At 67.5% G+C, this 19,928-nt stretch carries 23 protein-coding genes and 1 riboswitch; of the genes, 12 read left to right on the plus strand and 11 right to left on the minus strand.

Going from position 1 to position 19,928, the window contains the following annotated elements:
* Positions 1-29 precede the first annotated feature (29 nt).
* Complete coding sequence (locus R9X41_RS01685; protein WP_318633171.1) at positions 30-491, minus strand: hypothetical protein; 462 nt, start codon at positions 489-491, stop codon at positions 30-32.
* Positions 492-568: 77 nt separating this feature from the next.
* Positions 569-1,921, minus strand: coding sequence for a DnaJ domain-containing protein (locus R9X41_RS01690; protein ID WP_318633172.1), 1,353 nt, complete (start codon positions 1,919-1,921; stop codon positions 569-571).
* A gap of 311 nt (positions 1,922-2,232) precedes the next feature.
* Between R9X41_RS01690 and ychF the strand changes: the two genes are divergently transcribed.
* Entirely contained in the window at positions 2,233-3,324 is a 1,092-nt protein-coding gene (gene ychF, locus R9X41_RS01695) for a redox-regulated ATPase YchF (protein ID WP_318633173.1), read from the plus strand.
* A gap of 40 nt (positions 3,325-3,364) precedes the next feature.
* Here the strand turns inward: ychF and gcvH are convergent, their stop codons facing one another.
* Positions 3,365-3,739, minus strand: coding sequence for a glycine cleavage system protein GcvH (gcvH, locus tag R9X41_RS01700; protein WP_318633174.1), 375 nt, complete (start codon positions 3,737-3,739; stop codon positions 3,365-3,367).
* 287 nt (positions 3,740-4,026) lie between these two features.
* Between gcvH and R9X41_RS01705 the strand changes: the two genes are divergently transcribed.
* Together R9X41_RS01705 and R9X41_RS01710 are read left to right on the plus strand one after the other, a co-directional pair.
* On the plus strand, positions 4,027-4,299 hold the full coding sequence (locus tag R9X41_RS01705; RefSeq protein WP_318633175.1) for a hypothetical protein: 273 nt from the start codon (positions 4,027-4,029) through the stop codon (positions 4,297-4,299).
* A gap of 69 nt (positions 4,300-4,368) precedes the next feature.
* Positions 4,369-4,734 carry an I78 family peptidase inhibitor gene (locus R9X41_RS01710; RefSeq protein ID WP_318633176.1) on the plus strand — a complete coding sequence of 122 codons (366 nt, stop codon included), beginning with the start codon at positions 4,369-4,371 and terminating at the stop codon, positions 4,732-4,734.
* 21 nt (positions 4,735-4,755) lie between these two features.
* On the opposite strand, the gene R9X41_RS01715 is transcribed toward R9X41_RS01710, so the two are convergent.
* The 3 genes from R9X41_RS01715 to R9X41_RS01725 all read right to left on the minus strand — a co-directional run bounded on the left by R9X41_RS01715 (position 4,756) and on the right by R9X41_RS01725 (position 5,451).
* Positions 4,756-4,905 carry a hypothetical protein gene (locus R9X41_RS01715; RefSeq protein WP_318633177.1) on the minus strand — a complete coding sequence of 50 codons (150 nt, stop codon included), beginning with the start codon at positions 4,903-4,905 and terminating at the stop codon, positions 4,756-4,758.
* A 20-nt stretch (positions 4,906-4,925) separates the two neighbouring features.
* Positions 4,926-5,234, minus strand: coding sequence for a hypothetical protein (locus R9X41_RS01720; RefSeq protein ID WP_318633178.1), 309 nt, complete (start codon positions 5,232-5,234; stop codon positions 4,926-4,928).
* Between the two features lie 82 nt (positions 5,235-5,316).
* Complete coding sequence (locus R9X41_RS01725; protein ID WP_318633179.1) at positions 5,317-5,451, minus strand: hypothetical protein; 135 nt, start codon at positions 5,449-5,451, stop codon at positions 5,317-5,319.
* Between the two features lie 527 nt (positions 5,452-5,978).
* Between R9X41_RS01725 and R9X41_RS01730 the strand changes: the two genes are divergently transcribed.
* Entirely contained in the window at positions 5,979-7,301 is a 1,323-nt protein-coding gene (locus R9X41_RS01730) for an Nramp family divalent metal transporter (RefSeq protein WP_318633180.1), read from the plus strand.
* Positions 7,302-7,310: 9 nt separating this feature from the next.
* Here R9X41_RS01730 and R9X41_RS01735 read toward each other — a convergent pair whose 3' ends face one another.
* Positions 7,311-8,216, minus strand: coding sequence for a LysR family transcriptional regulator (locus R9X41_RS01735; protein WP_318633181.1), 906 nt, complete (start codon positions 8,214-8,216; stop codon positions 7,311-7,313).
* 136 nt (positions 8,217-8,352) lie between these two features.
* Between R9X41_RS01735 and R9X41_RS01740 the strand changes: the two genes are divergently transcribed.
* Entirely contained in the window at positions 8,353-8,634 is a 282-nt protein-coding gene (locus R9X41_RS01740) for a DUF4148 domain-containing protein (protein ID WP_318633182.1), read from the plus strand.
* A gap of 14 nt (positions 8,635-8,648) precedes the next feature.
* Here the strand turns inward: R9X41_RS01740 and R9X41_RS01745 are convergent, their stop codons facing one another.
* Positions 8,649-9,368 carry an IclR family transcriptional regulator gene (locus R9X41_RS01745; RefSeq protein ID WP_318633183.1) on the minus strand — a complete coding sequence of 240 codons (720 nt, stop codon included), beginning with the start codon at positions 9,366-9,368 and terminating at the stop codon, positions 8,649-8,651.
* 154 nt (positions 9,369-9,522) lie between these two features.
* Here R9X41_RS01745 and R9X41_RS01750 point away from each other — a divergent pair, with 154 nt between their 5' ends.
* From R9X41_RS01750 to R9X41_RS01770, 5 genes are all read left to right on the plus strand, one after another.
* Complete coding sequence (locus R9X41_RS01750; protein ID WP_318633184.1) at positions 9,523-10,503, plus strand: tripartite tricarboxylate transporter substrate binding protein; 981 nt, start codon at positions 9,523-9,525, stop codon at positions 10,501-10,503.
* A gap of 23 nt (positions 10,504-10,526) precedes the next feature.
* Entirely contained in the window at positions 10,527-11,555 is a 1,029-nt protein-coding gene (locus tag R9X41_RS01755) for an amidohydrolase family protein (protein ID WP_318633185.1), read from the plus strand.
* Positions 11,548-12,231 (plus strand): 4-carboxy-4-hydroxy-2-oxoadipate aldolase/oxaloacetate decarboxylase, encoded by a 684-nt coding sequence (ligK, locus tag R9X41_RS01760; protein WP_318633186.1) that lies wholly within the window; start codon positions 11,548-11,550, stop codon positions 12,229-12,231. The genes R9X41_RS01755 and ligK overlap by 8 nt, the downstream gene beginning before the upstream one ends.
* Positions 12,232-12,374: 143 nt before the next feature.
* Positions 12,375-12,494, plus strand: a riboswitch (glycine riboswitch).
* A 70-nt stretch (positions 12,495-12,564) separates the two neighbouring features.
* Positions 12,565-13,860 carry a D-amino acid dehydrogenase gene (locus tag R9X41_RS01765; RefSeq protein WP_318633187.1) on the plus strand — a complete coding sequence of 432 codons (1,296 nt, stop codon included), beginning with the start codon at positions 12,565-12,567 and terminating at the stop codon, positions 13,858-13,860.
* Positions 13,861-13,998: 138 nt separating this feature from the next.
* Positions 13,999-15,657: a Na+/H+ antiporter gene (locus tag R9X41_RS01770; protein WP_318633188.1), complete on the plus strand. Its 1,659-nt coding sequence runs from the start codon at positions 13,999-14,001 to the stop codon at positions 15,655-15,657.
* A 19-nt stretch (positions 15,658-15,676) separates the two neighbouring features.
* On the opposite strand, the gene R9X41_RS01775 is transcribed toward R9X41_RS01770, so the two are convergent.
* Entirely contained in the window at positions 15,677-16,780 is a 1,104-nt protein-coding gene (locus tag R9X41_RS01775; RefSeq protein WP_318633189.1) for a serine/threonine protein kinase, read from the minus strand.
* Positions 16,781-16,880: 100 nt separating this feature from the next.
* Here R9X41_RS01775 and R9X41_RS01780 point away from each other — a divergent pair, with 100 nt between their 5' ends.
* Positions 16,881-18,389, plus strand: a complete 1,509-nt coding sequence (locus tag R9X41_RS01780; protein WP_318633190.1) for a M81 family metallopeptidase — start codon at positions 16,881-16,883, stop codon at positions 18,387-18,389.
* Between the two features lie 63 nt (positions 18,390-18,452).
* Here the strand turns inward: R9X41_RS01780 and R9X41_RS01785 are convergent, their stop codons facing one another.
* Both R9X41_RS01785 and R9X41_RS01790 read right to left on the minus strand, forming a co-directional pair.
* Entirely contained in the window at positions 18,453-18,881 is a 429-nt protein-coding gene (locus R9X41_RS01785) for an organic hydroperoxide resistance protein (RefSeq protein ID WP_318633191.1), read from the minus strand.
* Entirely contained in the window at positions 18,878-19,417 is a 540-nt protein-coding gene (locus R9X41_RS01790) for a MarR family winged helix-turn-helix transcriptional regulator (protein WP_318633192.1), read from the minus strand. The genes R9X41_RS01785 and R9X41_RS01790 overlap by 4 nt, the downstream gene beginning before the upstream one ends.
* Positions 19,418-19,515: 98 nt before the next feature.
* On the opposite strand from R9X41_RS01790, the gene R9X41_RS01795 reads away from it, so the two are divergent.
* Complete coding sequence (locus R9X41_RS01795; RefSeq protein ID WP_318633193.1) at positions 19,516-19,806, plus strand: GNAT family N-acetyltransferase; 291 nt, start codon at positions 19,516-19,518, stop codon at positions 19,804-19,806.
* Positions 19,807-19,928: the final 122 nt, after the last annotated feature.

Here is a 19,928-nt window from a genome sequence, read left to right on the forward strand (position 1 = left end):
AAGACGCCAATGAAAGGATGTGAAGGACGTTACCGCTTTCGCCTAAAGCCGATGAGCCAGTAAGCGCCCAGAATCAAGACCGGCACCCAAAAGAATGGGCTAACTAACGGTACGCTTACTGTTCGAAAACCAAAGCCGCCTGCTGCACCGCCTGCCGCACCGACAGAGCCACCGACAAGAGCCATGAAGCCGGCGCCAACAGCAAATGCAGTTCCGCCGGTTGCAACACCTATAACACCCAGCACCGCAAACGTCGCAAGCCCGATAAGGCTCCCTGTGACTGCTCCCGCACCGATTGCGCCAATTCCAGGCACAACAAATTGAGTTAATGTTCCGGTGAGCAATGCCAAATAGGCGCCATATGCCAGTGTCGTGGCGCCAAGTAGCCGCTGGTGGCCGATTTGCCACCGTCCTCGGAAAACGAGCCTCAATGTCAGTGCGACCGCAAATAGCGCACCGCCGATCAACCCCGCGCATACCACCTTGTTCATAATCTCTCCATTGGGGCAGTCTCTCGCCGCCGGGTGCCGGTGTACCGCAGTCCAGTCTGCATCAGGAATTTGCCTAACTAGGACTTGCTGTTCCAGCGCTCCAGTGCGCTATTTATGGCCTGCGAGACGCTCGGTTCGGACGAGCGTTTTGCGATTTCCGTTAGTACTTGTTCAGTCACTTTTAAATTCTTCGATTTTCTCAGAGCCAACATTACAGAGTTGATCGCTAGGGCGCTGTTGTCAGTTTTGGCGGCCGATACACCAACTATCACCCAGGTATTAGTCGAATTGGGTGCCATAGTCGGCAGCACGCTTGCTACACCCTTTACAACTTCAAATTCTCCGGCCTTGATGGCTGCATAAGCAAGAGCCACATGCGCGTCCACACTGGCCGGGTTCGCGAAGACAGCCGCGCGAGCAGATTGAAATTCGTCAATTGGGTTTCCGTTGTCGGCTGAGTACCTCGCTTCGAGGGAGTACCAGGAGGCGGCCTCGAGGTCGACAATGTTGGAGCGGATGGGTGCCTTATTGGCGAGTTCTGCGAGCGTCCTATCGACTTCCGTCGACTCAGTAGCCACTTGGAAAAGGGCTTGCACTTGCTGTTCACGGTATGGCTCCAGCGCAGCAAAAAGCTGCTCTATGCCGCGAAGCGGGACTCGGGCGTTGGCGTAGTCCGCTGCGCTCAAACCGCTGAGGCGAATGGCGTCAGCGCGCGGAACGACCACATCGCGCGCGATCCAGCCTTCCCTGCCATCCGGTAGCTTGAAGTTGACGAACCCGTTAGTGGTACTGATCTGCTCAATGGGTGTGCCTCGCGCGAGCAGTCCGATCGCTTTGGATTTTGCCGTCGGCTCCTTTCTAACGTTGGCACTTACGGCGGCGACAGCCAGAACGGGCAAGTCGGGCCGCGTTGGAGCAGCCTCCGGCACTAGTGCTTGAGCAGATTGCGGTGCGAGGTTTGGTCGGGGATTAACGCTCCCTGTTGAGTTTGAAGCATTAGAGATCAGAGCAGCCGCAAGAGCGGCGATGACGATGCCTATAAGCATCCAGCCCGGACCGCCAACGCCCTGTGCAGGTGGTGTTGCCGGCGCAGCCGTTGGGGTTGGAGGCGACGGGCGCGGCTGTGGCGGCGGCGACGGTTGCTGGGGTGGATCGGGAGGACGTGAAGGACCAGTCGAACTCGAAGCTTTCCGCATTGTTTCTGCGATGAGCTCTTCGATTTGCTCGTCATATGCAGCTCTTCTTGCGGGGTCTGACAAAACGTCGTTCGCTTCGTTCAACCGCTTCATGTACTTGAGCGCGGTTTCTAAAGCATCCGGGTTCTTATCAGGATGGTGTTTCTGACTAAGTGCCCGGTAAGCGGCTCGGATGACCGAGGGCGACGCATGGCGAGACACCTGCAAAGTGTCGTAAAAAGTCTTAGGAATCATCTTGCCCGTGTGGAATTGCAGCGAAATGTTACCGTATTGCTATTGGTTCGCAATTCTGTAATCGGCGACATGTCTTGCGTGCTGGCATTCCGTGCTCACCCCCATGGACCCCAGTCGCAGTTGGTCAGACCCATACAATCGCCACCAGTTTTCCCAGGCGCGACGAGGACAAAAGCCTCCGGACGCCCTGCATTCCTCACCAACGCACCCCGATCTTTGGGGCCCGCCCGCCGACGCGCGGATCGGGCACCTCGACGATGCCAACGTTGGGCTCGATGGTGCATAAGGGACTGATTTACATAGGAATTTCCATGAGCCTCCAATGCGGCATCGTGGGCCTGCCCAACGTCGGCAAGTCCACCCTGTTCAACGCCCTCACCAAGGCCGGCATCGCCGCCGAGAACTACCCCTTCTGCACCATCGAGCCCAATGTCGGCATCGTCGAGGTGCCGGATCCGCGCCTGAAGAAGCTCGCCGCCATCGTCGAGCCCGAGCGCATCGTGCCGGCCATCGTGGAGTTCGTGGACATCGCCGGCCTGGTGGCCGGTGCCAGCACCGGTGAAGGCCTGGGCAACAAGTTTCTCGCGCACATCCGCGAAACCGACGCCACGGTGAACGTGGTGCGCTGCTTCGACGACGACAACATCGTGCACGTATCGGGCAAGGTGGACCCCATCTCCGACATCGAGGTGATCCAGACCGAGCTCTGCCTGGCCGACCTGGCGACGGTCGAGAAGGCGCTGCACCGCCACACCAAGGTGGCACGTTCGGGCGACAAGGACGCGCAGAAGCTCGTCGGCCTGCTGGAGCGTTGCCAGGCGGCGCTCAACGAGAACACGCCGGTGCGCGCGCTGGAGTTCTCCAAGGAAGAGATGCCGCTGGTGAAATCCTTCAGCCTGATCACCGCCAAGCCGGCGATGTTCGTCGGCAACGTGGCCGAGGACGGTTTCGAGAACAACCCCTACCTCGATCGTCTGCGCGAGTACGCCGAGAAGCAGAACGCGCCGGTGGTGGCCATCTGCGCCAAGATCGAAGCCGAACTCGCCGACATGGACGACGAGGACAAGAAGATGTTCCTGGCGGAAATCGGCCAGGAGGAGCCGGGCCTGGACCGCTTGATCCGCGCCGCTTTCAAGCTGCTGGGCCTGCAGACCTACTTCACCGCCGGCGTGAAGGAAGTGCGCGCCTGGACGATCCGCATCGGCGACACCGGCCCGCAGGCCGCCGGCGTGATCCACGGCGACTTCGAGCGCGGCTACATCCGCGCCCAGACCATCGCCTTCGACGACTTCATCGGTTTCAAGGGCGAGCAGGGCGCCAAGGACGCCGGAAAGATGCGCAGCGAAGGCAAGGAATACGTCGTCAAGGACGGCGACGTGATGAACTTCCTGTTCAACGTCTGACCACGGAATCGGCCGGCGCCACGCCGGCCGCCGGCGACGTTCAGCCTTCGGCGGTGACGGCCTCGTAGCCGGCCGCGTCGAGCAACTCGTCGAGCTCGGTCGGTGCCGACAGCCTGACCTTGAAGAACCAGCCCGCGTCCTGCGGGTCGGTGTTGGCCAGCGACGGATCGGCGCGCAGCGCTTCGTTCACTTCCACGATCTCGCCAGCGGCCGGCATGAACACGTCGGCTGCCGTCTTCACCGATTCGACCACCGCCGCGACCTCGCCACGGGCGAAAGTCTTGCCCGGCTCAGGAAGCTCCACGAAGACGATGTCGCCCAGCGTGTCCTGCGCGAAGGTGGTGATGCCGACGATGGCGGCGCTGGCGTCGGTGCCGTCGATCCACTGGTGTTCACGGGAATATCGGAGGGCCATGCGAGTGTTTCCTGGGCTTTGGGAGTGGGGGCGCATTGTCCCGGATCCTGAAAGCGGACAAAAAAAGACCCGCCGAAGCGGGCCCAAGAGGAGACGAGCTCTCCGTCGCATCATTCGAATGATGACCTTCATTGCAGCGTCGCTGGTGGTTGTGGCGTGCAGGACGAAAACGCATCGTGTGTCCGGAGCGGGACTACAGGCGTGGGGATGCCGCTCGTAAGATGGCGGACCCGTGCCCTGGACCTTCGCCGTCCAGCCGCCATTCGCCTTTCGACGAGGATTTCGACATGCGTTTCCCCTTCCTGGCCGCCGGCCTGGCGTTGGCCGTCTACGGCACCGCTGCGCAAGCCGACGTGTGCTTCACCGTGCTCGACAAGGCCGGCCGCGTGCTGCACCAGTCGCGCAAGGCGCCGGTCGACATGTCGCAGCCGATCAGCGCCACGCTCTACAGCCGGTTTCCTAACGCGGCTTCTATGGTCTTCGGCGCCAACAACGACTACTGCGAGGAAGTGCGGGAAAAGCCGGGCGTCACACCCCGCCGTGCCACGCGCCGCATGTAACCCCCTGTCACGGGTTGCCATGCCGATGCGCCTACCGTGGGTGCAACGCATCTCCAGGATGGAGTCAGTATGGAAATCCGCCGAATCTTCCTCGCCACGGTCGCGACCGTGGCTGCACTCCAGATGACCGGCTGCGCCGACGCCATGTGGGGACGCAATAACGGCGGCGCTTCCGGCACGCCGACGAATACGTCCCAGGGCGGCGTTCCGCCCGGGGCGGTGGTGCTGAGCGGCAGTTGCGATGCAGCAGCGGGTGCCTACGCGATCGGCTGGCCCGCCACGGCGGCGATGCAGTCGGAGCTCATCACCAAGACGCTGGCCAAGACCCTGCGGGTGATTCGGCCCGGCGAGTACGTCACCCAGGAATTCAGCTCGCAACGCCTCAATCTGCAGACCGATGGCACCGGCCGCATCACCGCGGTGACCTGCGGCTGAGCGCCTCGTCCGTATAGCTGCTCAGGCCGGCGCGGCGGGCGAGGCCGGCGTGCCGATCGCCACATCTTCCGGCTGCTCGGCCGGGATGTCGCCCCGCGGCATTTCGGGCTCCACCGGTAAGTCCGCCTTGTGTTCGGCAGGCGTTTCCACGTCGTGTTTCGGGTGATGCATGGCGGTGCCTTCGCGCCGCGTCAGCGGCAGAGAAAAGTACTGAGCTGCGGGCCTTCGGCCGGCGCACGCTTGGGGTCTTCGTTGGCCTGCTTCTGAAAGATGGCCTGGTCGAAGCTGCGCTGTTTGCAGGCCCGCAACGCGCTCTCGTAGACCGAGATCCGGCTGCGCAGGCTGGTGTGCTCGATGGTGATGTATTCGGTGGCGGGTGTGCCCAGGGCGTTGGAGGCGCCCGGCGTGGACGACACCACGGTGTTGCAGCCGGCGATCAGCAGGCCGCCGGCGATCGAAGCGGAGGCGGCGGTGGCGCGGCGCATGGCGGTTCGGTTCATGGAGACGATGGTGCGGCCGCGGCGGCGGCCAGGGGTGTCGAAAAGCATCGCGCGGGGCGATGCTCCGGGGCGAAGCGATTCGTTATTTCTTCTTCTTGCTGCGATCGGGCACGACGGTGATCGGCACGATGCCGAGCGGGGTCACCGGCTTGGGCGGCGACGTGTCGGTCTTGGGTTTCTTCGCTTCCTTGTTGCTGCGCTGTTGACCCTTGGCCATGGTCGTTCCTTGTGTTGGGCAGGTGCCGGGGCGGTGCGCCCCGGCGGCTTGCCAGTAGAACAGATCGGCGTGGCGTCCTGGCGTCGAAACGGACTGTGGATAGCGAGCAAGGCGGGGTCGTTTCGCTTCTGTGTATAATTCGCTCTTCCCGACCGCCATGCGGTTTCAGGGAAATAGCCTGCGCAGGCTAAGCCGGAGCTCATGACGGCACGTCGGACAAGAATCGCCACGACGAGAAAAACAACAAGGTGGTTCCTGCAAGTGAAAATGCCGTAACGTGGGCCGCGTCAGAGCCCACGACCAAACAACCACCCAAAGCCCGCTTCGTGCGGGCTTTGTCGTTTTCGAGCCGTTTCGGGCCTGCGTTCCAAACCTGGTCATCGGGCCCGATCGCGTTGCTCTCGGCCGGCCTGCGGCATGTGCGCGGGTAAGCCGCCTGTCTGGCGCGCCGCACGCGTGTGGCTTCTATCACCGCCATAGAACCGCAGCGCCTGCGGCGCACCGTCTCGCTCCTTATCATCGACCGGATGTTTTTTCGCCTGCCGCGCACCGCCACCGCCCCGTTCTGTCCCTCCGAAGTCAAAGGCAGCGTGGCCGTCGCGCCGGGCCTGCCGCTGCACAGGAAGCTGCTGCGTTATGCCGGCCCCGGGCTGCTGGTGTCGGTCGGCTACATGGACCCGGGCAACTGGGCGACCGACATCGAGGCCGGCTCGCGTTTCGGCTACGGCCTGCTGTTCATCGTGCTGCTGGCCAGCCTCGCGGCCATGCTGCTGCAGACGCTGTGCGTGCGCCTCGGCCTGGTGGCGCAGCAGGACCTGGCGCAGCTTTGCCGGGCGCGTTATTCGTCCGGCGTGAACCGCTTTCTGTGGATCGGCGCCGAGCTCGCCATCGTCGCCTGCGACCTCGCCGAGGTGCTCGGCAGTGCGCTGGCGCTGCACCTGCTCTTGGGCGTGTCGATTCCGGTCGGCATCGCCATCACCGCCTTCGACACCCTGCTGGTGCTCGGCCTGCAAGGCTCCGGCGTGCGGCGGGTCGAGGCCATCGTGCTGGGGCTCGTCGGCACCATCGGCGCCTGCTTCATCGTGGAGCTGGCTTTCGCGCATCCGATCTGGTCGCAGGTGGCGATCGGCTTCGTGCCCAGCCTGGAGCGGCTGCACGAGCCCGGCGCGCTGTACCTGGCGATCGGCGTGGTCGGCGCCACGGTGATGCCACACAACCTCTACCTGCATTCGTCCATCGTGCAGACGCGCCTGGCCGAAGACAGCGACGCCGGCCGCCGCGAGGCTATTCGCTTCTGCACCGCCGACGCGGTCGTCTCGCTCTCGCTCGCGCTGCTGATCAACGCGGCCATCATGGTGCTGGCGGCCAGCGCTTTCCATGCCAACGGACACCGCGAAGTCAACGATATCGGCGACGCCTACCGGCTGATCGAACCGCTGGTCGGCAGCGGGCTGGCGGCGGTGCTGTTCGGCATCGCGCTGCTGGCCTCGGGGCAGAGCTCCACCTTCACCGGCACCATCGCCGGGCAGATCGTGATGGAGGGTTTTCTCGACATGAGGATTCCCTGCTGGCAACGCCGCCTCATCACGCGCGGCCTCGCGTTGATCCCGGCTTTCATCGGTGTGTGGTGGCTGGGCGAAGGTGGCGTCGGCCGGCTGCTGGTGCTGAGCCAGGTGGTGCTGAGTTTTCAGCTGCCGTTTGCGATGTGGCCGCTGATCCGCTTTACTGGCAACCGCGAGGTGATGGGCGCGTTCGCCAGTGGCCCGGTGGTGAAGGCGGCGGCCTGGTCGCTGTTCGGCGTGATCTCGGCGGCCAACGTGTGGCTCGTGGTGTCCACCCTGCAGGGCTGAGCGGCGCCGCTACCGCAGCGTGCCTTCCTGGTCGAGCGTGTCGAAGAGAAATTCGGTCAGCGCGCGGATGCGGGCCACCTGCCGCAGGTCGGGATGGGTGAGGATCCAGATCGACCAGTCCATGGATTCGTCGGGCGGTGCCAGCCGCACCAGCTCGGGCCGCAGGTCGGCGACCGGGCACAGCAGCAGTCCGGCACCGGCGCCGCAGGCCACCGCCTCGACCATGCCGTCGACCGCGTCGACCTGGATCGCCACCCGTGCCGGATCGACATGGCGCTGCATCCATTTGGCCTGGTTCAGGTGCGCCAGGGAATCGTCGAGCGCGACCCAGCGGTAGTCGGCGATGGTGGCGCCCGGCGGCAGCGAGGCCAGGTAGTCGCGCGACGCGTAAAGGGCGCTCTGCACCCGGCCGATGCGGCGGCCCACCAGGTTTTCCGGCGGCGCGTTGGACACCCGCACCGCCACGTCGGCCTCGCGCCTGGTGAGGTTGAGCCGCTGGGTGCCCAGCACCAGCTGCAGCTGCACCGCGGGATAGCGTAGCGAGAAGCGGGCGAAAAGCGGCATCAGCACCGTACGCACGAGCAACTCGGGCGCAGCCACTCGCACCAGGCCGCGGATCTCCACGTCGCGCCGGCTCAAATGACGATGCGCTTCCTCGATCTGGTCGGTGATGCCGCCTAGCCGCTCGGCGAATTCGTGGCCGGCGGCGGTGAGCGTGTAGCCGGTGGGCAGGCGGTCGAAGAGCCGGGTCGACAGCGTGTCTTCCAGGCTGCCGATGCGGCGCAGCACGGTCGAATGATTGACCCCGATGCGCTTGGCCGATGCGGCGATGGAGCCGGCCTGCACCACGGCCAGGAAGACCTGGACGTCGTCCCACGAGAGCGGGTGTCGGCTGCCGGGGGTGGCGTCGGTCATGGGGTGAGCGTTGGTTGGTTATGCAATTTTGCGGATCGCATGTGCGGTTTTTGAGAATTTACCCGCGCTTCTGCAAAACCTAAAGTTCTTTCATGCCAGCAGACGGGCTGCCGGCTCCACCCCCGAAAGGACTGTCATGAACCGCTTTTCCGCTCTCGCCATCGCCGTCGTCGCCGCGTCCGCTTCGCTGGTCTCGACCGCGTCGATCGCCCAGGTCTCCACCGTCACCGCACCGGCCGCCCAGGCGCAGCCGGCCGGCAAGACGCGCGCCGAAGTCGTCGCCGAAATGGAAGCCGCCCGCCTGCGCGGCGAACTGCAGGCCGGTCACCCGTGGGGCATCGACGTGCCGCCGGTGCAGACTGCCGGCCAGAAGGTGCAGCTGGCACGCGCACGTGCCGCGTCGCAAGCGCAGCAGTAGGAAAGCCGGCACCGCTATTCCGGGTGCCAGGTGCTGCGCAGTGCCATGCCCTGGCGGGCCTGAAAGCTCTCGGCGACCAGCGCCGCCGACAGGCGCGCGGCGGCCTTCATCAGCGCCGTCGCATGCCGCTCCAGCGTCTGCACCGCGCGCTCGTCGGCCGGCGCCACCAGGCTCATCGCACCCAGCACCGAACGGTCCGGCGCGAAGACCGGAGCGGCGATGCTCGCCGAGCCCGCGTCGGCCTCGCCCACGGTGAGTTGCCAACCGCGCTCGCGGATCGCCGCCATCGTCCGGCCACGCCCGCCGGACGCCGCCAGGATCACCTGGCCGGCGGCGCCCCGGTCCAGCGGCAGGGGTTCGCCGACGCGGGTCGGGCTGACATAACCGTCGTTGCCGCGCACCCGCAGCAGCCGCACCCGCTGGCCTTCTTCCAGCGCGAAGAACGAGGCGCTGCGGCCAGTCTGCGCGGCGATGGCCTGCAGCGCGGGCTCGATCAGGTTGCGGATGTCGAAGGCCCGCTGGTAGCGCGCGCCCAGCCGGGCGGCGGCCGGCCCGAGCCGCCAGGCACCACCGTCCAACGCGACCAGATAGCTCGACCGCGCCAGGGTGCGCGCCAGCCGCAGGGCGGTGGGTTTGGGCAGGGCCGTGCGACGCGCGAGCTCGGCCAGCGGCAGCTGCGAATCGGCCATGTCGAAGGCGTCGAGCAAGGCCAGCGCGCGGGTCACGGCGGTCACCGTGTCCTCGGCCGGGGCAGGGTCCGATCGTTGGTGCGCAGGCGGCATCGCGACAATCTCCAGGGTTATCCCGCAGGCGATCGTTCCGCCTGGCAAAACGGCATTGTGCCGCTGCACGCTGCTTCCTAAGCTCCGCGAAAAAGGAGATACGGACATGACCTCGACTCTCGTTCTGCTGCGCCGCCGCGTGGCGCCCGTGCTGCTCACCCTGCTGTCGCTGCCCGCGCTGGCGCAGGGCAGCTATCCCGACAAGCTGATCCGGCTGGTCGTGCCCTTCGCCGCTGGCGGCGCGGTCGACACCGTCGGCCGCAGCGTCGCCGAGAAGCTAGGCACCCAGATGGGCCAGCCGGTCATCGTCGACAACAAGCCCGGTGCCAACGCCAACATCGGCACCGACAACGTCGCCAAGGCGCCGGCCGACGGCTACACCCTGCTCGTGGCGGCCAATGGCGTGGTGACCAACAACACGCTCTACCAGAACCTGTCCTTCAACGGCCTGAAGGATTTCGCGCCGGTGTCGCGCCTGGGCTATGCGCCGCTGGTGCTGGTGACGGCCGCATCGGCGCCGTACCAGTCGGTGCAGCAGCTGATCGCGGCGGCCCGCGCCAAGCCCGGCGACATGACCTACGGCTCGGCCGGCAACGGCAGCTCGGGCCATCTGGCCGGAGCGCTGCTGGCGTCGGTCGGCAAGTTCGACGCCCTGCACGTGGCCTACAAGGGCGGATCGCCGGCGCTGATCGACCTGATCGCCGGCCGCGTCTCCTTCATGTTGCTCAATCCGCTGGAGGTGTTGCCGCATATCCAGTCGGGCAAGCTCAAGGCGCTGGCGGTGAGCGGCGACAAGCGTGCGGCCCTGCTGCCCAACGTGCCGACCATGGCGGAGTCCGGTCTGCCCAATTTCGAGGCCACTGTCTGGTGGACGCTGCTGGCGCCGGCGGGCACGCCCGCCGAGGTGGTCGCCAGACTGAATGCCGAAACCCGCAAGGCGCTGGCCGACCCGGCGGTGCGCGAGCGACTCAACGGCCTGGGCGCGGTCATCACGCCTTCGAGCCCGCAGGAGACGGCGGCTTTTCTCAAGAGCGAATCGGCCAAGTGGGAGCAGGTGATCCGCACGGCCAACATCAAGGGCGACTGAGCGCGCCGGGAGAGATTCCACCCATGATCATCGACTGCCACGGCCACTACACCACCGCCCCGAAGGCGCTCGAGGACTGGCGCCGTCGCCAGGTGCAGAGCTTCCAGGACGGCACCACCGCGCCGCGCGCCAGCGAGCTGCGCATCGGCGACGACGAGCTGCGCGAGTCGATCGAAGCCAACCAGCTCACGCTGATGGACCGGCGCGGCATCGACTTGACCGTATTCAGCCCGCGCGCGAGCTTCATGGCGCACCACATCGGCGACTTCGCGGTGTCGTCGGCCTGGGCGGCGATCTGCAACGAACTCTGCGCCCGGGTGGCCGCGCTCTACCCGGACCGCTTCGCCACCGCCGCGATGCTGCCGCAGTCGCCGGGCCATGACACGGCCAGCTGCATCGCCGAGCTCGACCGCTGCGTGGCCGACTACGGCGCGGTCGGCCTCAACCTCAATCCCGATCCCTCCGGCGGCCACTGGACCAGCCCGCCGCTGACCGACCGCTACTGGTGGCCGATCTACGAGAAGATGGTGGAGCACGACGTCCCCGCCATGATCCACGTCAGCACCAGCTGCAACGCGTGCTTCCACACCACCGGCGCGCACTACCTCAACGCCGACACCACCGCGGTCATGCAGTGCATCCAGGGTGCGCTGTTCACCGACTTCCCCACGCTGCGCTTCGTCATTCCGCACGGCGGCGGCGCGGCGCCCTACCACTGGGGGCGCTTTCGCGGCCTGGCGCAGGAAATGAAGAAACCGCCGCTCGACGAGCACCTGCTCGGCAACCTCTACTTCGACACCTGCGTCTACCACCAGCCCGGCATCGACCTGCTGGCGCGGGTGATTCCGGTGAAAAACATCTTGTTCGCCTCCGAGATGATCGGCGCGGTGCGCGGCATCGACCCGCAGACCGGCCACCACTACGACGACACCCGCCGCTACATCGAAGCCGCGTCGCTCACGCCCGACGAGCGCGAGCAGATCTACCAGGGCAACGCCCGGCGCGTGTTTCCGCGTCTCGATGCCCGCCTGCAGGAGCGAGCCCATGTTTGAACTCGGCGTGGTCCATCGCAACATCCAGCGCGCCGACGCGGCCGTGGCCCAGGGGCTCGCCGCGCTCGGCTCGGCCACGGTGCACGAGGCCATGGGACGCGTCGGCCTGCTGGCGCCCTACATGCGGCCGATCCAGTCCGACGTGCAGGTCGCGGGCACGGCGCTCACCGTGCTGCTGCATCCGGGCGACAACTGGATGCTGCACGTGGCGGCCGAGCAGATCCGGCCCGGCGACATCGTCGTGGCCGCGCTCACGGCACCCAGCACCGACGGCTTCTTCGGCGACCTGCTCGCCACCAGCTTCCAGGCGCGGGGCGCGCGGGGCCTGGTGATCGACGGCGGCGTGCGCGACGTTCGGGTGCTGCAGCAGATGGGCTTTGCGGTGTGGAGCCGGGCGATCAGCGCCAAGGGCTGCGTCAAGGCCACGCTCGGTTCGGTCAACGTGCCGGTGGTGTGCGCCGGCATGCTGGTCGAGCCCGGCGACGTGGTGGTAGCCGACGACGACGGTGTGGTCTGCGTGCCGCGTCACCAGGCGGCCGCCACGCTCGACAAGGCCCGCCGGCGCGAGTCGCTGGAGGCCGACAAGCGCGCCCGGCTGGCCTCCGGCGTGCTGGGTCTCGACATGTACGACATGCGCCCGGCGCTGGAGAAGGTCGGCTTGCGTTATCTCGACTGAAGCGCGATTTTGTGGCGAGCCTGACAGATTTGGGCTTGGTTTCGGCACCGAAGCCCGCATAATCGCGGCTTCCAGGAGAAGTTCGCCGTCATGGTGTCTACCGAAGGCGTATCCCCGAAACGCTCAGGTCAAAGGACTGGATTTTTCCAATAACTGGAGAGTGTTGCCGGCAGGCCCCGCGCCCGCCGATGCAGCCGCCGAAGGTGCAAGCCGTGCTCGTCGAGCGCGGCGAATCTCTCAGGCAAAAGGACAGTGGGGCAGCGGCGCAGCCGTCTTTCATTTTCAAAGACGCGCCACGCCTGCTGCCCTTTCCTTTGTCTGGGAGAAGCATCCATGAAAGTCATCGTGATGGGCGCCGGCGTGATCGGCACCTCCACCGCCTGGTACCTGCAACAGGCCGGCCACGAAGTCACCGTCCTCGAGCGCAACGCGGGCGCGGCGCGTGAAACCAGCTTCGGCAATGGCGGCCAGATCTCCGTCAGCCACGCCGAGCCCTGGGCCAATCCGTCGGCGCCGCTCAAGCTGCTCAAGTGGCTGGGCCGCGAAGACGCTCCCCTGCTGTTTCGCCTGCGCGCCGATCCGGCCCAGTGGCGCTGGGGCTTGAAGTTCCTCGTGGAATGTCCGGCGGCGCGGTCCACCCGCAACATGATCCAGTTGCTCAACCTGGGCACCTACAGCCGCGACAGCCTGCAGCAGCTGCGCCGCGACACCGGCATCGCCTACGACCACCTCGAAAAAGGCATCCTGCACTACTACACCAGCCAGAAGGAATTCGACCTGGCGCTGGAGCCGGCGCGGGTCATGCGCGAACTTGGCTGCGAACGCGAGGTGATCGATGCCGACCAGGTCGTGCGACTGGAGCCCGCCATGGCCCACATCCGCCCGCGCCTGGCCGGCGCCACCTATACCGGCGCCGACGAATCCGGCGACGTGCACAAGTTCACCACCGGCCTGGCGCAGCGCGCGGCCGAGCGCGGCGTTCAATTCCGCTACGGCGTGCGCATCCAGGCGCTGCGCGCCGAGGGCGGCCGCATGACCGGCGTGGAGCTGGCCAACGAAGAAGGCATGTACGAGACGCTCAAGGCCGACGCCTACGTGCTGGCCGCCGGCAGCTTCAGCCCGCTGCTGGCCAAGAGCGTGGGCGTGTCGCTCGACGTGTATCCGGCCAAGGGCTACTCGGCCACGCTGCCGGTGCTCGACGCCAGCAAGGCGCCGAGCGTCAGCCTGACCGACGACGAATACAAGCTCGTCTTCTCGCGCTTCGGCGACCGGCTGCGCATCGCCGGCACGGCCGAGCTCAACGGCTACGGCCTGGCGCTCAACCCGGTGCGCTGCGAAGCCATCGTGCGGCGCACGCTGGAGGTGTTCCCGGGTGTCAGCCGGCCCGAGCTCGCCAGCTTCTGGGCCGGCCTGCGCCCGGCCACGCCCGGCAACGTGCCCTACATCGGCCGCAGCAAGGTCGAGGGCCTGTTCCTCAACACCGGCCACGGCACGCTGGGCTGGACACACGGCTGCGGCTCCGGCCGGGCGCTGGCCGAACTCATGTCGGGCCGCCGTCCGGAAGTGGACTTCAACTTCTGCGGCATGCCCCAGGTCGCCACGACCGCACCTCGCGCGCTGCCGGCCTGAGTCGGCGCGCATCGGGTGACCGCGCCGGTCGCCCGATACATCCCGCTTACGACTGCGTTCAAGGCTTCATCCACGCTGGGGCCGCGCTTCACCGCGGCTTCATCCAGCGCTAATGCGCCGTGCCTAGAGTGCCGGTGCATGACCTTGCTCACCACCGTACTGGCCCTGCTCACCCTGGTGGCGGTCGCCGGGTTCATCGCCCGCTGGTGGCCGCGCGTGCCGCTGCCGCTGTTGCAACTGGCGCTCGGCGCGATCTGCGGCTGGCCGCGAAGCGGCATTCACCTGGCGCTGGAGCCGCAGGTGTTCATGCTGCTGTTCATTCCGCCGATGCTGTTCGCCGACGGCTGGCTGATCTCCAAGCGCGAGCTCGGCGCGCAGTCGCTTCCCGTACTGGCTCTGTCGGTCGGGCTGGTGCTCGCCACGGTGCTGATCGGCGGCTGGGGCATCGCCTGGCTGGTGCCGGTGTTACCGCTTCCTATGGCTTTCTTGCTGGCGGCGGTGCTGTCGCCGACCGACGCGGTGGCGGTGTCGGCCATGGCGCAGCGGCAGCGGCTGCCGGCGCGGCTGCAGAACATCCTCGAAGGCGAGTCGTTGATGAACGACGCCTCGGCCCTGGTCGCGGTGAAGTTCGCGCTGGCGGCGGTCATGGCGCAGGCCTTCTCGCCGATGGGCGCGGTGGCCGACTTCGTGGTGATGGCTGCCGGCGGCATCGCGGTGGGGCTGCTCTGCAGCGTGGTCTTCGACCTGCTGCAGGCGGTGCTGCTGCGCGGGCGCGAACACCGCATGGAAATGCCGACGGTGCTGCTCCTGCTGCTGACGCCGTTCGCGCCCTACCTGCTGGCCGAGCACCTGCACCTGTCGGGCGTGCTGGCGGCCGTGGCGGCCGGCGTGGGTGCCAGCCTGCTGGCGGTGCGACGCAGCGGTTTCAACGCCAGCCATGTGCGCACCCGGGCCACCGGCGCGGTGGTGCGTTATGTGTTCGACGGCCTGGTCTTCCTGCTGCTCGGCCTGCAGCTCTCGGGCATTCTGCGGGCGCTGCCGAACCAGCTCAATCTGCTGGATTCGCCCTTCAGTCCCTCGGCGCTGCGCCTGTGGGGCACCGGCCTGGCGATCCTGGTGCTGCTGCTGGCGGTGCGTTTCGCCGGTTTCGTGGCCGCCGGCCTGGCGCGCCGCCATGTGCCCTGGCTGCGGCGGCGCAGCTCGGGCGCGCCGATGTCGCTGGCCATGGCCGCCGTCGGCGCTATCGGCGGGGTGCGCGGCGCGATCACGCTGGTGGCCGTGCTCGGCGTGCCGCTCACCATGGCCGACGGCTCGCCGTTCGCGATGCGCGGGCTGATGGTGTTCTTGTCCGGCCTGGTCATCGTGCTGTCGATGGCGCTGGCCACGATCGCGCTGCCGCCCTTGCTGCGCCGCGTGGGCCACGACGGCGCCGAGGCCCATGGCGACCGCGAACTGCTATGGGCGCGCCGCTGCAGCGCCCGCGCCGCGCTGCGCGCCCTGGGCGTCGCCGCCGAGCGGCCGGAGCACGACGATCAACGCGAGCTGCACCAGGGCATCTGCGAGCGCATCGACCACGGCTACCGCCACCGCTTGCGCCAGGACGGCCCCGACGCCGACGGGCGCCTGCGCTCGCGCCAGCTGATCGCACTGGAGTTGCGGCTGCGCCTGGAACTGCTGCAGGTCGAGCGCCGCGAGCTGGCCCGCCTGCGACTGCGCCATCGCATCAACGACGAGACCCTGCGCACGCTCACGCATGAGCTCGACCTGGTCGAGGCCGCGATCCGCAACGCGCACTGAGCCGCCGCCGCACCGGCGCTCAGACCATCAGCGGCGGCTCCTCCATCGCATCGACCTGCTCGCGAAGGATGCGCGCCTGACCACGCCAGTAGTCGCTGCTGCCGAACCACGGGAAGGCGGCGGGAAACGCCGGGTCGTCCCAGCGCCGCGCCAGCCAAGCGCTGTAGTGCAGCAGCCGCAGGGTGCGCAGCGGCTCGATGAGCGCCAGCTCGCGCCGGTCGAAACGCCGCACCTGCTCGTAGCCGTCGATCAGCACGGAGAGCTGACCGGTGCGCTGGCGGCGGTCGCCCGAGGCCAGCATCCACAGGTCCTGGATGGCCGGGCCGGTGCGTGCGTCGTCCAGGTCCACGAAGTGCGGGCCGCCGCCGGGCGACTCGGCCGGCGTCCACAGGATGTTGCCCGGATGGCAGTCGCCGTGCAGCCGGATCGCGGCCATCGGCAGCGGCTGGTCGGGCGGGCCGTCGCGGTATTCGTCATCGTCATCGTCGGTGGCCGTGGAGCGCGGCGTGACCGAGCCGAGCTCGCTCGCGGCCACGGCGGCCAGCGCGGCGTCGCACGCCGACAGCCATTCGCTCTGCACATCCAGCGGCAGGCCCTGGTGGCGCATCAGCCAGTCGCGCGGCTCGTGGCCGAAGGTGTGGATGTCGAGCGCCGGCCGGGTGATGAAGGGCCGCGCCGCGCCCACCGTGTGCAGGCGCGCGAGGAAGCGGCCGGTCCACTCCAGCACCTCGTCGTCGTCGAGTTCGGGCGAGCGGCCGCCGCGCCGCGGGCTCACGCTGAAGGCGAAGCCCGCGTGATGGTGCAGCGTGCTGCCGGCAATGGTCATGGGCGCCACGGCCGGCACCTCGGCGGCGGTGAGCTCGGCCGAAAAAGCGTGTTCCTCGGCGATCTGCGCATCGCTCCAGCGGCCGGGCCGGTAGAACTTGGCGATGACCTGCGAGCCGTCTTCCAGGCGCACCTGGTAGACGCGATTCTCGTAGGACGACAAGGCCATCAGCTGGCCCTCGCCGAACAGGCCGATGGAGGCCAGCGCGTCGAGCACGGTCTCCGGGCCGAGCGTGGCGTAAGGGTGGAGCACGTCGCCGGACGCGGGCGGAAGAGACGAAACAGGGGGCTGCGACATCCCGGCATTGTCCGCCCCCGCAGCCGGGCGGCGGGGCCTGATTCTTGCGGGCGTCTACGCTTCTTCTTTTGACCTGCTTCCGCCCGGATCCCGTTCGCCCATGAAAGTCCTGATCGCGCGCCTCAACCACGAGACCAACACCTTCTCGCCGGTGCCCACGACGCTGGCCGACTTCGGCCCCGAAGGCGCCACCTTCGACGAAGCCGCCTACCGCGACAACCAGGGCATGCGCACGGCGATGTCGGCCTTCATCGACCTGGCCGAGCGGCACGGCGCCACGCTGGTCACACCCGTATCGGCATCGGCCAACCCGAGCGGCCCGGTCGACGCCGCCGCCTACACCCAACTCACCGACCGCATCGTCGCCGCCGCCCCGGGCTGCGACGCGATCCTGCTCGACCTGCACGGCGCGATGGTGGCCGAGAACAGCGCCGACGGCGAAGGCGACCTGCTGCGTCGCGTGCGTGCCGCCGCGCCCGGCGTGCCGATCGCGGTGGCGCTCGACCTGCACGGCAATCTCACCGACGCCATGGTCGACAACGCCGACGTGATGGTCGGCTTCAAGACCTATCCGCATGTCGACATGTACGAAACCGGCGAGCACGCCGGCCGCCTGTTGTTCGATCTGCTCGCCGGCCGCCGCCGCCCGGTGACCCGCTGGCGCGGCCTGCCGCTGATGTCGCACACCCTGCGCAGCGCCTCGTTCGAGGGCGCGATGCAGCGCGCCATCGACACGGCCAGGGCGGAGGAGGGCGCCGGCGCCCTGGCCGTCAGCATCTTCGCGGGCTTCTCGCTGGCCGACATAAGCGCGCCGTGCATGAGCGTGGTGGTGGTCGACGACGGCTCGCCGGAGCGCGCGCAGGCCACGGCCGACCGCATCGCCGAGCGCATCTGGGCCGAGCGCGACGCCTTCTTCTACCGCAGCGAGCCGCTGGCCCAGTCCATTGCCCGAGCCAGGCAACTGAGCCAGGGCGCGAGCCGGCCGGTGCTGCTGCTCGACCATGGCGACAACTGCATGTCCGGCGGCACCTGCGACACCATGGGCGTGCTGCAGGAAGCGTTGGCGCAGGGGCTCTCGGGCATCGGCGTCGGACCCATCTGCGACCCCGAGGCGGTCGCGCGGATGTTCGACGCCGGCGAGGGCGCGACGCTGACCGTGGACCTGGGCAACAAACGCTCGCTGGCGCACATCGGCATCGACGAAGCGCCGATGCGGCTCACCGGTACTGTGCGGCAACTGGGCGACGGCTGCTACACCGTGAGCGGGCCGACCTACACCGGCCAGCGTTTCAACATGGGCCGCAGCGCGCGCTTCGAGACCGAAGCCGCCAGCATCGTGGTGACCGAGCGCACCCACGAGCACTGGGATGTCGGCGTCTTCGAATGCGTGGGCCTGGACCCGCGCGGCTGCCGCTTCCTGCTGCTGAAGTCGCGCATGTACTGCCGCCCGGTGTTCGTGCCGATGTCAGCCGCGCTGGTGGAGTGCGACAGCGCCGGGGTTACCAGTTCGGACTACAGCCGGTTCCCGTTCGTGCACGTGGCGCGGCCGGTGTTTCCGTTGGACGAGATGCCGGAACGGCTGGGGTTTGCGGACGAATGCCGCCCATGAAAAAAGGGCGGACGCGCCGGTCCGAAACCGGCGCATCCGCCCTCGTGGCGCGGGGAGCGCTGTTTAGGCCACCGTCAGCGTCACTTCGATGTTGCCACGCGTCGCGTTGGAGTACGGGCAGACCTGGTGAGCCTTCTCGACCAGGGCTTCGGCGACCGACTTCTCCAGACCCGGCAGGTGGATGGTGAGCGCGGCCTCGATGCCGAAGCCCTGCGGGATCGGGCCGATGCCGACGCTGGCGTCGATGGACGCGTCCGCCGGAATCTTCACCTTCTCGGCTGCGGCAACGTGCTTGAGCGCGCCCAGGAAACAGGCCGAGTAACCGGCGGCGAACAGCTGCTCGGGGTTGGTCGCGCCGCCGGCGCCACCGAGCTCCTTGGGCGGTGCCAGCTTCACGTCGAGCAGGCCGTCGGAGCTTTTCGAGGAGCCGTCACGGCCACCGGTGGACGTGGCGTGGGCGGTGTAGAGAACCTTGTCGAGTTTGATGGTCATGGTGCTTCCTTCGTGATTGCTGCCTCGGTCGAGGCGGGGTTGGTGGGTGGGGTGGAATCGGTGTCGCCCGGCGCCATCAGGCGGCGGCGCAGGTGGTCGAGCCGGCCGACCAGTTCGGCCAGCTCCGGGACGCTGCAGCCGGTGCTCTCCAGGATGCAGGGCGGGATCGTTTCGGCCTGCCGCTGCAGGACCCGGCCGGCGTCGGTGAGGCCGATGAGCACCCGGCGTTCGTCGACGGTGTCGCGTTCGCGGGTGACGAGGCCGGCGGCCTGCAGCCGCTTGAGCAGCGGCGTGAGGGTGCCGGAATCCAGAAAAAGCCGCTCGCCGATGGCCGACACCGTGACCCGGTCGGTCTCCCACAGGATCAGCATCACCAAATATTGCGGATAGGTGAGGCCGACCGCGCCCAGCAACGGCTGGTAGACCTTGGTCATGGCGAGCGAGGTGGAATACAGCGCAAAGCAGATCTGGCGGTCGAGCAGCAGCATCTCCGCGCCGGTGGCGGCGGTGCTTGCGGATGGCTGGCGGCGGGGCATGAAACGAATGATATCGAGCAATTCAATTGCGTGCAATACAAATTGCAAATCGCGTCACACGACGTAGGCTCGTCCATTTCATCCGGTCTCTATCATCCATGGCTTCTTCCTCCGACATCACCATCCATCAACAGCAGGACCAACAACGGTGGGAGGCCCGCATCGGCGAATCGCTTGCCGGCTTCTGCGCCTACGACCGCGAGCCGGACCGGATCGTCTTCACCCACACGGTGGTGCAGCCCGAGTTCGAAGGGCGTGGCGTCGGCTCGGCGCTGGCGGAGCGGGCGCTCGACGACGCCCGGGCGCAAGGGCTGAAAGTGCGGCCGTCGTGCCGCTTCATCGCCGCCTATATCGAACGACACCCCCAGTACGCCGATCTCGTGGACTGAAGCCACGGCCGCCGCGGCGTGCACCGCCACGATGCACGGCGGCTGCCAACCGTGCGGGCCGGTCCGCACCACGCACCACGAGCAGGAATCGGCCAAAGCAATTTATCGAGTTCGAAAAAAAT

The organism is Xylophilus sp. GOD-11R, assembly GCF_033546935.1.
Taxonomy (GTDB): Bacteria; Pseudomonadota; Gammaproteobacteria; order Burkholderiales; family Burkholderiaceae_C; genus Xylophilus.

Bases quoted from the DNA above. Each gene is read 5' to 3' on its own strand.
- R9X41_RS01730 (WP_318633180.1), top strand. From the start codon at position 5,979: ATGTTTTTTCGCCTGCCGCGCACCGCCACCGCCCCGTTCTGTCCCTCC.
- R9X41_RS01720 (WP_318633178.1), bottom strand. From the start codon at position 5,234: ATGAACCGAACCGCCATGCGCCGCGCCACCGCCGCCTCCGCTTCGATC.
- R9X41_RS01755 (WP_318633185.1), top strand. From the start codon at position 10,527: ATGATCATCGACTGCCACGGCCACTACACCACCGCCCCGAAGGCGCTC.
- gcvH (WP_318633174.1), bottom strand. From the start codon at position 3,739: ATGGCCCTCCGATATTCCCGTGAACACCAGTGGATCGACGGCACCGAC.
- R9X41_RS01775 (WP_318633189.1), bottom strand. From the start codon at position 16,780: ATGTCGCAGCCCCCTGTTTCGTCTCTTCCGCCCGCGTCCGGCGACGTG.
- R9X41_RS01690 (WP_318633172.1), bottom strand. From the start codon at position 1,921: ATGATTCCTAAGACTTTTTACGACACTTTGCAGGTGTCTCGCCATGCG.
- R9X41_RS01795 (WP_318633193.1), top strand. From the start codon at position 19,516: ATGGCTTCTTCCTCCGACATCACCATCCATCAACAGCAGGACCAACAA.
- R9X41_RS01715 (WP_318633177.1), bottom strand. From the start codon at position 4,905: ATGCATCACCCGAAACACGACGTGGAAACGCCTGCCGAACACAAGGCG.
- R9X41_RS01710 (WP_318633176.1), top strand. From the start codon at position 4,369: ATGGAAATCCGCCGAATCTTCCTCGCCACGGTCGCGACCGTGGCTGCA.
- R9X41_RS01725 (WP_318633179.1), bottom strand. From the start codon at position 5,451: ATGGCCAAGGGTCAACAGCGCAGCAACAAGGAAGCGAAGAAACCCAAG.
- R9X41_RS01685 (WP_318633171.1), bottom strand. From the start codon at position 491: ATGAACAAGGTGGTATGCGCGGGGTTGATCGGCGGTGCGCTATTTGCG.
- R9X41_RS01735 (WP_318633181.1), bottom strand. From the start codon at position 8,216: ATGACCGACGCCACCCCCGGCAGCCGACACCCGCTCTCGTGGGACGAC.
- R9X41_RS01785 (WP_318633191.1), bottom strand. From the start codon at position 18,881: ATGACCATCAAACTCGACAAGGTTCTCTACACCGCCCACGCCACGTCC.
- R9X41_RS01740 (WP_318633182.1), top strand. From the start codon at position 8,353: ATGAACCGCTTTTCCGCTCTCGCCATCGCCGTCGTCGCCGCGTCCGCT.
- R9X41_RS01790 (WP_318633192.1), bottom strand. From the start codon at position 19,417: ATGCCCCGCCGCCAGCCATCCGCAAGCACCGCCGCCACCGGCGCGGAG.
- R9X41_RS01765 (WP_318633187.1), top strand. From the start codon at position 12,565: ATGAAAGTCATCGTGATGGGCGCCGGCGTGATCGGCACCTCCACCGCC.
- R9X41_RS01780 (WP_318633190.1), top strand. From the start codon at position 16,881: ATGAAAGTCCTGATCGCGCGCCTCAACCACGAGACCAACACCTTCTCG.
- R9X41_RS01770 (WP_318633188.1), top strand. From the start codon at position 13,999: ATGACCTTGCTCACCACCGTACTGGCCCTGCTCACCCTGGTGGCGGTC.
- R9X41_RS01705 (WP_318633175.1), top strand. From the start codon at position 4,027: ATGCGTTTCCCCTTCCTGGCCGCCGGCCTGGCGTTGGCCGTCTACGGC.
- ligK (WP_318633186.1), top strand. From the start codon at position 11,548: ATGTTTGAACTCGGCGTGGTCCATCGCAACATCCAGCGCGCCGACGCG.
- ychF (WP_318633173.1), top strand. From the start codon at position 2,233: ATGAGCCTCCAATGCGGCATCGTGGGCCTGCCCAACGTCGGCAAGTCC.
- R9X41_RS01750 (WP_318633184.1), top strand. From the start codon at position 9,523: ATGACCTCGACTCTCGTTCTGCTGCGCCGCCGCGTGGCGCCCGTGCTG.